The 11372-nt window shown below is 52.6% G+C and carries 11 protein-coding genes and 4 tRNA genes; all 15 read right to left on the bottom strand.

Annotated elements, in window-relative coordinates; genetic code table 11:
• Positions 1-227, bottom strand: a 227-nt coding sequence (locus CDH47_RS17275; protein WP_239985888.1) for a GTP-binding protein, incomplete at its 3' end; no start/stop codon positions are given.
• A 51-nt stretch (positions 228-278) separates the two neighbouring features.
• A tRNA-Thr gene (locus CDH47_RS17280) sits at positions 279-354 on the bottom strand.
• 14 nt (positions 355-368) lie between these two features.
• Positions 369-443: transfer RNA gene (locus tag CDH47_RS17285), tRNA-Gly, on the bottom strand.
• 11 nt (positions 444-454) lie between these two features.
• A tRNA-Tyr gene (locus tag CDH47_RS17290) sits at positions 455-538 on the bottom strand.
• Between the two features lie 39 nt (positions 539-577).
• A tRNA-Thr gene (locus CDH47_RS17295) sits at positions 578-653 on the bottom strand.
• 31 nt (positions 654-684) lie between these two features.
• Complete coding sequence (locus CDH47_RS17300) at positions 685-1347, bottom strand: hypothetical protein (protein WP_100641583.1); 663 nt, start codon at positions 1345-1347, stop codon at positions 685-687.
• Positions 1344-2078, bottom strand: coding sequence for a type III pantothenate kinase (locus tag CDH47_RS17305; RefSeq protein ID WP_100641585.1), 735 nt, complete (start codon positions 2076-2078; stop codon positions 1344-1346). The genes CDH47_RS17300 and CDH47_RS17305 overlap by 4 nt, the downstream gene beginning before the upstream one ends.
• A complete protein-coding gene (locus CDH47_RS17310; protein ID WP_100641587.1) occupies positions 2075-3046 on the bottom strand; it encodes a biotin--[acetyl-CoA-carboxylase] ligase in 972 nt (323 codons plus the stop codon). Before CDH47_RS17310 ends, CDH47_RS17305 begins: the two co-directional genes overlap by 4 nt.
• Positions 3047-3152: 106 nt before the next feature.
• Positions 3153-5552 carry a DUF6160 family protein gene (locus CDH47_RS17315; protein WP_239985890.1) on the bottom strand — a complete coding sequence of 800 codons (2400 nt, stop codon included), beginning with the start codon at positions 5550-5552 and terminating at the stop codon, positions 3153-3155.
• A 17-nt stretch (positions 5553-5569) separates the two neighbouring features.
• Entirely contained in the window at positions 5570-6130 is a 561-nt protein-coding gene (locus CDH47_RS17320) for a DUF6160 family protein (protein ID WP_100641589.1), read from the bottom strand.
• Positions 6127-7215 (bottom strand): hypothetical protein, encoded by a 1089-nt coding sequence (locus CDH47_RS17325; RefSeq protein WP_239985892.1) that lies wholly within the window; start codon positions 7213-7215, stop codon positions 6127-6129. Before CDH47_RS17325 ends, CDH47_RS17320 begins: the two co-directional genes overlap by 4 nt.
• A gap of 10 nt (positions 7216-7225) precedes the next feature.
• Positions 7226-8116 carry a hypothetical protein gene (locus CDH47_RS17330; RefSeq protein WP_100641591.1) on the bottom strand — a complete coding sequence of 297 codons (891 nt, stop codon included), beginning with the start codon at positions 8114-8116 and terminating at the stop codon, positions 7226-7228.
• A 70-nt stretch (positions 8117-8186) separates the two neighbouring features.
• Positions 8187-8927, bottom strand: coding sequence for an IS21-like element helper ATPase IstB (gene istB, locus CDH47_RS17335; RefSeq protein ID WP_100641593.1), 741 nt, complete (start codon positions 8925-8927; stop codon positions 8187-8189).
• 11 nt (positions 8928-8938) lie between these two features.
• Entirely contained in the window at positions 8939-10480 is a 1542-nt protein-coding gene (istA, locus tag CDH47_RS17340; RefSeq protein WP_100641595.1) for an IS21 family transposase, read from the bottom strand.
• A gap of 224 nt (positions 10481-10704) precedes the next feature.
• The gene (locus tag CDH47_RS17345; RefSeq protein WP_239985894.1) at positions 10705-11079 is read right to left on the bottom strand and encodes a DUF6160 family protein; all 375 of its coding nucleotides are present in this window, start codon (positions 11077-11079) and stop codon (positions 10705-10707) included.
• Between the last annotated feature and the right edge of the window lie 293 nt (positions 11080-11372).

The following is an 11372-nucleotide window of genomic DNA, read 5'->3' on the forward strand; positions in this document are numbered from 1 at the left end:
CGGGTCGGGGAGTCGTACTCAACGTGAGAGGTCGCAATGGTTATACCACGCGCACGCTCTTCCGGTGCGTTATCGATCTGATCGAATGCACTCGCAGAACCTGTACCCCAAACTTCGTGGCATACACGAGTCAGAGCAGCGGTCAGAGTCGTCTTACCATGGTCTACGTGACCAATAGTGCCCACGTTTAGGTGGGGCTTACTACGCTCAAATTTTGATTTAGACATTCGACCAATCTCCCTAATCAACCTGGTTACTAACGTTGACCGGATAAATAGTGGAGCTCATGAGCGGAGTTGAACCGCTGACCTCATCCTTACCAAGGATGTGCTCTACCGACTGAGCTACATGAGCATTGCAATTCAAATTGGAGCGGGCAGCGGGAATCGAACCCGCGTCATCAGCTTGGAAGGCTGAGGTAATAGCCACTATACGATGCCCGCGAGCAATTAAGTGGTGGAGGGAGCTGGATTCGAACCAGCGAAGCTTTCGCGTCAGATTTACAGTCTGATCCCTTTGGCCGCTCGGGAACCCCTCCAAGCCAGACGCAACATTTCGCGCCTGTCACAACAAAAAGTGGAGCTGGCGGACGGAATCGAACCCCCGACCTGCTGATTACAAGTCAGCTGCTCTACCAACTGAGCTACGCCAGCTCACATTCGCTTGTTCAGCGAGGGCGGTATACTACGGAGTTTTCTCGGATGTTGCAACACCTTCGCAACGGTTGACTTCAACAAAGTCGAATTCCGATCCAAAATCCGCCTCCACCGCCTGAACCATCTCTTCTACAAGATCCGGCTCAGCCTCAAAAGAGAGCGCGTAGCTTATCTGATTTCGATCGAAGTTGACTAGTACCACATTAAATTTCTTGCGTTTTTTTTCTTCCAACACGGATATTGCCGCATTTCGGGACTCAAACAACCCTAAAGAAATGGCGTTTTTATTTTCACCCTCCATCACCAGATAGGATTCTATTCCTTGTCTTTGCATATTCCGGAACTGCTCAAGAGCCACGCCGGGCGGCTGGGGCGGGACAATCACCCAATGCAATGAGGGCAGCGGCCGCTTCACTTCGTCGATTGACATACCGGAAACCTGGTTAAAAGCCCGGTGTTCAGATAGAGCTTTGGCACCTTCAAAAGACTGCAACCAACCCACCCGAACGCAGGAGCGCTCAGCCGGCGCCGGCTGATTCAAACCGTCGAACTCGGCTTGAACCCTCAGACTTGTCACTCGCGGAAGATTTCCGCTGGCGAAAGCACCGGACGGCTCGCCCATCGGGATAATATTGCCGACCTGCCAAACCACGATATTAAGCAAAAGCAATCCAACAGCAAACCACTTCATCCAGGGTCAGCCTCAGCGTCTATCAGCGCAAGCCCATCCAACACCAACACGGGATAGAGCTTTGCCTTCAAGCCCAACCTCAAGAATTTTTCGGCATCACCACCCGTGACCAAAATATCACTTACTCCAATAGCCTTTGAGTCTTTATGGACTCTGTCTATCAGCGCCCCGGACAACCAGGCAAAACCATGATTAACGCACTCACTCGTACTTGAGCCCGGGCGCATATCCGAAACTTGCATGGGCGCAAAGTCTACACGCGCTGCGTCCACTTGCAGGCTGCGACGCATCATTTGCATGCCCGGTAGTATAAAGCCCCCGAGGTGGCAGCCTCCAGGAGCCACATAATCGACGGTTATTGCGCTACCTGCATCCACCACCACAAAACCTTTCCTATGTCCCTGCCAGGCTCCGTACATAGCGTGCCACCTATCTGCACCCATCTGCCCGCTATCCTCATAGGCGCTCTTGAGCCCATTCCTTTGCGCTTCTGCCCAATAGAAACTGACTGGCGCCTCGAATCGCTCTGACAAGTAGCTCAAAAGGCTCAGCCGCCGTTCTTCAGACGCCACGGTAGAGACGGCTATGCTTGTAACCTCGGCATCTGAAATTGACAGTCCAGCAACCGCCTCAGCATGGTCGATCGCTCCAGCACCTTGCCCGATACATCGCCCCGAATCATCAAGGCACCATTTTAATCGGGTGTTTCCGGCATCAATCAATAACCTCATGAAACTACCCGCATACTGATTTCTCCAGCTCGCACGGGAACAACCTCACCCTCGGCAGTTTTAAGTAAGTAGTTACCACTGGAATCAATGCCACAACCTATACCCTGAAGCTCCCCGCCCCGAACCTGAATCTGTTGACCACAGTATATATCACGCTTCTGCCAAGCCTCCTGGAACGCACCAAAGCCTTCTCTCGAGAACACGCTTGCGGTTTCCGACACAGCCCTAATGACTGCCGCTGCAATCTGGTTTCTGGACCACTCGATATCCGCACACGCTTTGCCAAGGCTAATCCAGGGTTGATCTACATCGTCCGCGCTCAGCATGTGAACATTAACTCCGATACCTACAACCACCCGGACCACACCTTCTTGCAGCTCGCCCTGCAACTCAACAAGAATACCACCCAGCTTTCCACCAGGAAGAAATATATCGTTTGGCCACTTCAAGCCAACTTCAGGCGCACCGAGCCCCTCTAAAGCCTCGGCAACGGCTACCCCAAACACCAGACTGAGCCCGTCCAGAATCGAAAAGCCACCATGGAAGACCAACCCCATACTAAGGTACAGGTTTTCTCCGCGGGGGCTTTGCCAAGCCCGCCCTCGACGCCCGCGGCCGGCTGTCTGAGCATCCGCAATGATTATCGGGAGCTTATGATCGCAGCCTTTAGCAACCTGCCTCAGAACCTCCGCATTGGTTGAGTCCACCTCACCCAGTACTCGCAAATGGACCTCCGCGGCCAGATCAGGCTCAAGCAGATCCGCTATCATGGTCGAATCCAGCAAATCGACGCGAGACACCAACTGGTATCCCCGACCACGAATCCTGGCCACTTCAAAACCTTCATCCGTCAGCCGCCTTACCTGCTTCCAGATTGCGGTACGGCTAACGCCCAACTGCTGAGCAAGAGATTCACCAGAGTGAACTTTCCTGTCACTGAGCAGCGCAACAAGTGCTTTGAGTTTCATCAGATATTATCCGGCCGAAGGAGTGAGTATCGGCGGATTAAACACCAGGAAGGAGAAAAAAACAAAGTTGGCGACCGGAGCAACAGCAACCCGGCCGCCCGGAACGTCAGGGAATAGGGGTCGCCGTAAGGTTCGCCCTTACGTCAAAGTTCTGCATCTTGACGCCGTAAACGGCTGTTTGAGCGCCACCTGTTGGGTGCACAAGATCGATATTATTAATAGAAAGCTCTTTGAAGCGACTTTGAGCCTTCACCGCAAAACCCAGAGGACGGTTACTCAGGTCACCCTGAGTTGGGCTGTTAACATAACGGTAGCCTTGAGGGGCTGCGGCATCCATGATCTTTTCATCGCCTTTTGAACCATCCACACCCAATAAATCAGGCCCATCCTGCTTTTTAACGACTTTCGTTTGGTATACATCTACAGCGAGCTCTGTGCGAATCCCGAAGGTATTATCATCTATCCCGTCACCATCAAAATCGCCGCCATCACTGGTGTAAATATCATTTAGCAGCACACTCGCGCCTGTGTCATTTACTGGCTTACCACTACCATCTACCTGGCGATTGGTTTCCCAAGCGAACGCATTCTTTTTATTTCCTTCCGCCCTGGCAAGTATCTGTTTCAGGCGGATAGTAATACCCTCTTCACCCCTGGTTTCCCATATACCACCGGAAGCCTCGCACACTGCCTGCGTACTGCCTGTGCCACCGACACAAACATCACCGGCACCCCCCGGAAGAATTGCCATACTGCTTCCAAGCTCATAGTTTTGAAGTACAAACCTGCCTAAACTACCCCCGGTAGATTTATCGCCGATTCGGAGGTTGCCAATATCCATGGAGCCCCAGGACTCTCCGGTCACCACCTCCAAGCCTCCAACTGTCGCGTCAATGGTCATCTCTCGTATATGAGCATCGTACTCCAGTTCGCTGATCCAAAGCCCTTTCTGACTGACTTCGCCGGCACCTTTGTCATAAGCATCAGCAATAATCGCAGCCTTGCCATTCCTGATCTGGATATCGGAATTAACTGTAATCCCCTCACCATTCGCGCCGCCGGCACCAAGGGTCATGTGCCCGTCAAGCTCGAATTCATAGGATGGATAGAAGCCAAGTGCAAGCAACAACTCTGTACCGCCCTGCAATTGCGCATCTTCACCTCCAACCTTGAGACCATTGATACGATAACCCGCATTGACATTCTCAAACCCGACCCTGAGACCGTCAAAGAACTGGGTGCCTCCACGAACCTCTTCCCGGGTCACATTCAGAGTAACATCGCCACGCCCCCAGGATTGAAGACCACTGAAAATAACCCGATTCCCATCTTCTGTGTAACTGATATCAGCCCGGCGCAAGCTCCACTCAGCAGCTAAGCGCAGGCCTTGGGGACCGGCATCTGCATGCCCTCCGCCCTGCAAATACACTGCATTGGTATAGCTGTTGCCATTGTATGCATGACCCTCGAACAGAAAACTTGCATTTACCTCACCAATACTTTTGCCATTGCCACCCATTTCAACGGCCCCAATATTAAACTCCCCCGTCATTGTCCCCAACGTAAGAGCCAAGGCTGGCCTGCTCTGCCAATCCGGCGCCACATCCAACCGCAAATCCTGAACATTCATGTTGCCCGTGATGTTTCTGAGTGCCAGAACATTGCCATCGTCGTGATACAGGAAAGAGGCACTGTGGATTGTAGTCTGACCATCAAAGCGCAAACCCTCACCCTCGCGACCACCGGCCCTGATATCGGTACGGGAAGACAGATCGTACTGACCACTTAACCCACCATAGGAAGGCAGCAGAGCACCAGAACCCACATCATTACTGACACCGTGATTCGCTGAGTTACCACTATAGCGGACAGCCTCAACCTGCCAGGAGCCTACCACTCTGGGAGCATCCAGTTTCAGGGTATCTCCGACCACATCAAGCGTTATGCCCAAGGCCTCAACATCCATTGTAATGCCGTCGAGAAACACCTCGTTACCGTTGGTCCTGTAACCCAAGCGCCCGCCAGTCATCGTGTAGGCTGTATCAAAAGTATAGCCTGAACCACCCGTGGCCCCACCCTGCTTTATAGTCAGGTAGCCCTGAAGGGTGTGGTCAAGAAAAACGCCGCCTATGCCAAGACCCGGAGCCCCGGCAAGACGAATGTCGCCAAATTCAATCCGGCGATCTTCAACCAGGTAGTCAAGGTTCAGTGATGCATCAGATCCGACATCAACCTTGATCAAATGATGCGCCGAACCAACAGGGTCAGATGCAGAACCTACGCGAAATCCTTCAAGGTGAATACCTTTAGCATCATCGTAGTAGGAGACCTTGTCTGCAGTTAAACCAAGGTCTATTTCCAGGGTAATGCCACTTTGTCCGCTCACTGCGGCGAGTTCCGAATCATCCAGGCTCTTCATTCCTGCAGATGCGGTAGACACCAAACCCAGCAAAAGAAGCCCCGAGCGGATGGCAAGAGTACAGTTGCGACCTTTATCGATCCTCATGTTTCCACCCTCACCCATTATGGATTTCCTGCCGGAAAAACCAGCAAATTACCTTCCATAATTACATCGCCCTGCATCTCGACAGTGAAAATATCGGTCTGCATGAACCCGGGATCCGTTGGCCTGGGCGTACTGCTTGCTGCGATCTTGAAACGCACATCATCGAACCGAACGATGTTTGGCAGGCCTAGCTCAAGTACGTCGCCATTGAAAAGCGCCCCATCGCCTCCAAAGCCCGTATCTATCGTTCGCATACCCAGAGTCAACCCTTCAAAGGCAAACCCGCCACGCAGCTCATCAAGAACCATCCAGCCCCCGGTTTCTTTCAAGCGGTACGCCAAGCGGGCCCCACACTTTTTAGTCACATCATCGCAGCGCCCGAAATAGCTGTTCTCGACTGGACCGCCCAGCGCATTGATACTGACGTCCCCTGACAGGTAAATACCACCCTGGCCTGAAACATCTGACAACGCATCGTCTCCCAAAGGTGCCATTTCAGCCATGGCAGCAAAGGGCAGAGCAAGCAAACATAAGACGACCGATATGGACTGCCGTAAACTCAGCGGGCTTTGGCTCATAGCGCCAAGTCCTTCGTCTGGATCTTCAGACGTTGAATCAGCATGCCTTCCATACGGGCTGGGCCGAAATCCTGAGCGCCGACACTAAAGTTGCCAATATGTAGATTACTGCGATACTCGGGGTTTGAATAATAGTCGTTGTAAAAATCCCAGGTGGCAGCATCGCTACCTGAACGCAGTCCGTTAGCTGCTATTTGCCCCGCAGCTGGCGCCGCAATAGTGCCAACCTCCAAGATGAAATTCCCGTTTCCATCAACATCAAAAAAGATTGGCTGGTATTTGTTTCCTATCGCAAGCTCCAAGGCAAAGTCAGACATCTTAATCCGGGAACCACAGGTAGCCCCATCAAGCGAACATGCGTTAATTGATACTTCTGGAGAATACAGGTTGAACCGAAATTCACCGGCCATTTGTTTGCGCCCATCATCACCCCATAGCCGGATATAACTACCGTCGATAACAGCGCTGCGGGCGTGAAAGTTAAGATTTGAAGAACGATCTGAGCCTACAGCGACGTTCATCTGCATACCGATATCAGCACGCTCACCCCTCCAACTCGGAGTGGCAGGTCGGCTTGAGCAGGTACCTGACCCTGCAACGGCAGAACCACCCATACAATCAAACCCATCAGCGGTAGGTACTTTAGTAGATGCTGCAAACTCGAGGATGGCTTTATCGGGAATGCCGATATCATCTCCGTCAAGCACATCAATGCTCCATGGGTTCATCAGTCGCCCCAAGTTCACTGGCGAGAGGTTCTGGCCGTAATTACTATCGGCTCCGGCGATGTAGAGGTGATTTACTGTGATATCTACTTCTTGGCCCTCAGTACTTTTTATTCCAGAAATCCTGAACACCCGAGCCTGTTCGCCATTTTGATCCGGCTGATCTGTGCCGTGTGAAAAAGTGAAGCTATCGAGCACTAGCCCAACACCTGCACCGTCGACCTCGGACAACTCGCCCTCACTAAGGCTCTTCAACTCCCCGTAGGCAGCACTTACTCCAATCAAGCAAGACATCAACGACCAAAGCAAAAACCACGTTAATTGGCTTAAAGAATATTTGACTGTATCTTGATGCCTCATTTTACGACTCCTAGAAAAGCCCTTTACCACGGTCTATGTATTCTGTCCGATAACGCTGAACGCCATAAAGTGCCTCACTGAGATTCACTTCCGTGGCGCCGTTCGGGATATTAAAAAAGGCGCCAGCGGTTGCCTGAATGTAGTCGGCTGAATCGGGGTTGGTTTTCTTTACATTTTCTAACCAATCGAGTGCTTTGGTTTGAAATGACATGAACGCACCGCTAACCGGTGATGTGACAGCACGCTTACCGTTAACCTCACCTATTTCACCAACGGCAAATGAGTTATAGATCCCAAGATCAAAACAGGAGTATATTGCGAGCACGATGCAATCTTTTGCCACGATTTCGATCGAGCCCCCCGGGCAATCAAGCGTACTGTTGCACCCAGGCGTCCGTATTTCGGAAGTAGAGCCGGGGGCCAAGATATATTTCATCGCCCAACGCGCAAAGCCACTAGCCCCGTCAAGGACAAAGACTTCGCCGTCTGGCACACCGATGTATTCCGCGCGGATCGGGTCAAGCGCGCCCACATCCGGATCATTCGGGTCGCCTTTAACCAGCTGCGCCTTGCTCGAAAGCGGGTTTCCAGCCTCAAGTAGAGGTGTAATGGCCTTAATAACCTGATCACCAAAGCTGGGATTTTCCTGAACTGCATCGGCCATCGCTGCACCAACATCCAGAATCTGAACATTTACGTTCCCGGTGAGTGTTTCTATGTCACCCGACAGAATTCCCATCGCCTCACCAAAACCAAGTCGAAACCCCACAATTTCCTGCAGATTTTCATCATAAGCAAACTCAAAGAAAGGGTTATCCAGCATAAATGGGACAATTTCTCCCTCTTGATAGGGTGAACCGTCTGGCTTGAACTGCGTATTCCGGCGAACGTGAACACTCATTCCGGCTGAACGTGAACACCTTTTCTCTTAACGCATTACCCACCGAGGTTTGTACCCCGGGTGTTCACGTTCAGTCAATTTCCTGAAGTCGTTTTCTCATGGATTCTCCATTCAGAACCCAGCGATGGGCGTTATGCATCAGCCGATCCAGAATGGCATCGGCCAAGGTGTTGTCACCGATGGCGGCGTACCACTGATCGGTGGGCAATTGGCTGATGATCATGGTCGACTGAGTGCCATGCCGGTCATCCATGATCTCCATCAGGTCGTTTCGGTGCGCCGGGCTCAGGGCTTCCAGCCCCCAGTCGTCCAGGATCAACAGGTTTATTTTGCTCAACTGGTTCAGGGTTTTCTGGTAAGTGCCATCGGCTTTAGCTTGTGTCAGTGCCAGCATTAGCCGGGAGATTCGGTAGTACCGGGCGCTGAGACCGTTCAGACAGGCTTGATGACCGATGGCACAGCCCACATACGTCTTGCCGCTGCCGCAGGGGCCGGTGATCAGCAGGTTCTGTCCTCGCTCCAGCCAGTCGGTCTGGGCCAACTGCGCCACTTGGGCCTTTTTGAGGTTACGCCGGTGCTGGTAATCGATGTCCTGAACCGAAGCCCGGAGCTTGAAGCGGGCCTGACGAACCAGGCGATCCTGTTTCCGGTGCTCCCGGGTCTGGCACTCCCGATCGAGTAACAGCTCCAGCCGTTCAGTGAACGACAGCTCGTCATAGGTGCCCGGCTGGTTTTGTTGATGTTCCAGGGCGGCAGCCATGCCGCCCAGTTTCAAGTCTCTTAGTTGTGTCAGGGTCTTGATCGTACTCATGGTGGTGTCTCCTAGTGGAAGCTCTTCGGACCACGGATGTTCTCGTGGTGCTGGGGCAGCTCTGTGTGCAGGGGCAGTTGTTCCGGCAGCTTGTCGCGGTTGCTCTGGAGAATGGCTTTGATGTGTTTCAGGCGGTTCAGGCCTTCGCGGTTGGCGATACGGCAACTGGCGTTCAGGCGTGAACCGGGGTAGGCCTTACTCAGATTGAGCAGCCCGAGACAGACCCGGTAGGCCTGTTCCGGATGCTCCCGTTCATCCAGTCGGTCACTGACCCAGACCAGGGTGTCTGGCCCTATGTCCCGGGCCCAGTTCTTGAGGCGTCCGGGCGTCCACTGTTGTTGCTTTCGGTGGCGGGTGGGCATGTGCCCTGGCTCGGTGGTGATACCGAACTGATGGCTGCGAGGGTGGCTGGCGATCTGCCGGTGGCGGAAGTAGATCTGCACCAGACGTTCACTCGCATGGATCTCCACTCGCTCACCCACATACTGGTGCGGTACCGAGTAATGGTGTTGGCTGAACTCGATGTGGTAATCGATATTAACTCGGCAGCGCCGGATGTCGATGTACTCATAGGGGTGTTTCGGTAACGCTCTCAGGGCGGGCTGATCCAGCGTCTTGAAGGCGTCCTGACGGTTACCCGGCAGACGCTTGAACGGTCGGCTGTTCAGATCTTCCAATAGCGATCGGATGCACTGATTCAGATCCGCCAGAGTGAAGAAGGCGTGATGACGCAACCGAGCCAGTATCCATCGCTCAACGATCTGCACGCCCACTTCTGCTTTGGATTTGTCCTTGGGCTTGTAGGGCCGCGCTGGCATCACCGCGACCTGATAGTGGGCTGCCAGTTGTTGGTAGCTGGGGTTCAGATCCGGGTCGTACCGACAGGCTTTGTTGACGCCGCTGCGCAGGTTGTCCGGCACCACCATCTCCGGAACACCGCCAAAGAACTCAAACGTGCGCACGTGACTCAACAGCCAGTTCTGCAACTCCTGAGTCCAGGTGGCTTCTGCATAGGTGTAATTGGAGGCACCCAGTACGGCGACAAACACCTGAGCCGTGCGGATCTCGCCGGTTTGCGGGTTAATGATGGGGACCGTGGGGCCGCAGTAATCAATGAAGCATTTTTCACCGGCCTTGTGAGTCTGACGCATGGAGCGCTTTTGCTGCTTCAGCCAATGGCGGTAGCGATCACAATACTGAGAGTAGCTGTAACACCGGTTGGGATACCGGGCGGTGTACTCCTCCCATAGCAACTGTTTGGTGACAGTTTTACGCTTAAGTTCCTGATAAACCGTTGTCCAGTCAGGCACTTGATAACGTGACGATGAGGTGGGATCTGAGCCCGGATAGAACATGGCCGCCAGGCGGCCATCGTCCAGATCCTCCGGCAACGGCCAAGTAATCTCTAGGGCGTTAGCCTGAGAAAGGAGCTTCTGTATGGCTCCGACACTGGTCTTAGTGCCGGCGCTGATCTGCCGGATCGAAAGCCCGGCTTCCAGCCTCAGGCGAAGAACTTCTCTGATTTTGCGCATTGGAATTCTCTTTGCTGCCATGACTCTGGACCCCAAAAAAAGGAACCAGAGTAGCAAACGGTTGAATAAACAATGCGTTAAGAAAGATTCCGGTTTAACGTGAACACCGGTTCCGGGAATGTGAACGCGGATTCCGGCATGGTGAACACCGATTCCGGAAAATCACCAAAAAGTGTTCATCTTCAGCCGGAATGGCTGTTCACGTTAAACCAGAATAGGTGTTCACGTTCGCCCGGAATGGGTGTTCATGATGGGCCGGAATATGCATTGAACATGCGGGGCGTTTTGGGATTGTCTGTATAAAGCTGCTGATTCTCTATATAACCCAGCGAGAAATTATTGATAAGAACGTCTGAGGTACCTGGCTTTTCGCCAGGCCGGTCATAACGGCCCAGTTCGAGCGTATCAATATTTGTTTGAATCTCTACATCCATGCCCAGATTGACACGCGTATACGAGGTGGCGTTATCTGCATCGGGATGATACTGGCGATCAATAGATATAAATGCCTGCCCCGTAATTTCAGACATGGCGGTGTCTGAAATTTCTTCTAGACCTGCATTAACGCCGTGGGCAGCTGACATCATCGCCACCATAAATATCCAGCGAAAATCATTCATAAATTGGCTTACCTGCTTTGGCTATTCCACGCCAATGTTCTTGTATTTATCGACTGCAGATTAATTAATACTCTGAGCACTTTGTAACCAATTGTAGTGCCGATTACTAAATGTCACTGTGCGGGACGTCATACATTCGACATCGGAGGAAAGGAAACTCGAAACTTTATTTCAGGCATAAAAAAACCCCAGCTTCTTTGGAAGCTGGGGTTTTGGGTATTAAGAGTCTGACGATGACCTACTCTCACATGGGCAAATGCCACACTACCATCGGCGCAGGCCTGTTTCACTTC

The sequence above is a fragment of the Marinobacter salexigens genome (assembly GCF_002806945.1).
GTDB lineage: Bacteria > Pseudomonadota > Gammaproteobacteria > Pseudomonadales > Oleiphilaceae > Marinobacter > Marinobacter salexigens.

What these genes read in the sequence shown, in the direction of transcription:
- CDH47_RS17300 (WP_100641583.1), bottom strand. Translation starts at nt 1,347, where the DNA reads ATGAAGTGGTTTGCTGTTGGATTGCTTTTGCTTAATATCGTGGTTTGG.
- CDH47_RS17320 (WP_100641589.1), bottom strand. Translation starts at nt 6,130, where the DNA reads ATGAGCCAAAGCCCGCTGAGTTTACGGCAGTCCATATCGGTCGTCTTA.
- istA (WP_100641595.1), bottom strand. Translation starts at nt 10,480, where the DNA reads ATGGCAGCAAAGAGAATTCCAATGCGCAAAATCAGAGAAGTTCTTCGC.
- CDH47_RS17345 (WP_239985894.1), bottom strand. Translation starts at nt 11,079, where the DNA reads ATGAATGATTTTCGCTGGATATTTATGGTGGCGATGATGTCAGCTGCC.
- CDH47_RS17305 (WP_100641585.1), bottom strand. Translation starts at nt 2,078, where the DNA reads ATGAGGTTATTGATTGATGCCGGAAACACCCGATTAAAATGGTGCCTT.
- CDH47_RS17330 (WP_100641591.1), bottom strand. Translation starts at nt 8,116, where the DNA reads ATGAGTGTTCACGTTCGCCGGAATACGCAGTTCAAGCCAGACGGTTCA.
- CDH47_RS17315 (WP_239985890.1), bottom strand. Translation starts at nt 5,552, where the DNA reads ATGAGGATCGATAAAGGTCGCAACTGTACTCTTGCCATCCGCTCGGGG.
- istB (WP_100641593.1), bottom strand. Translation starts at nt 8,927, where the DNA reads ATGAGTACGATCAAGACCCTGACACAACTAAGAGACTTGAAACTGGGC.
- CDH47_RS17310 (WP_100641587.1), bottom strand. Translation starts at nt 3,046, where the DNA reads ATGAAACTCAAAGCACTTGTTGCGCTGCTCAGTGACAGGAAAGTTCAC.
- CDH47_RS17325 (WP_239985892.1), bottom strand. Translation starts at nt 7,215, where the DNA reads ATGAGGCATCAAGATACAGTCAAATATTCTTTAAGCCAATTAACGTGG.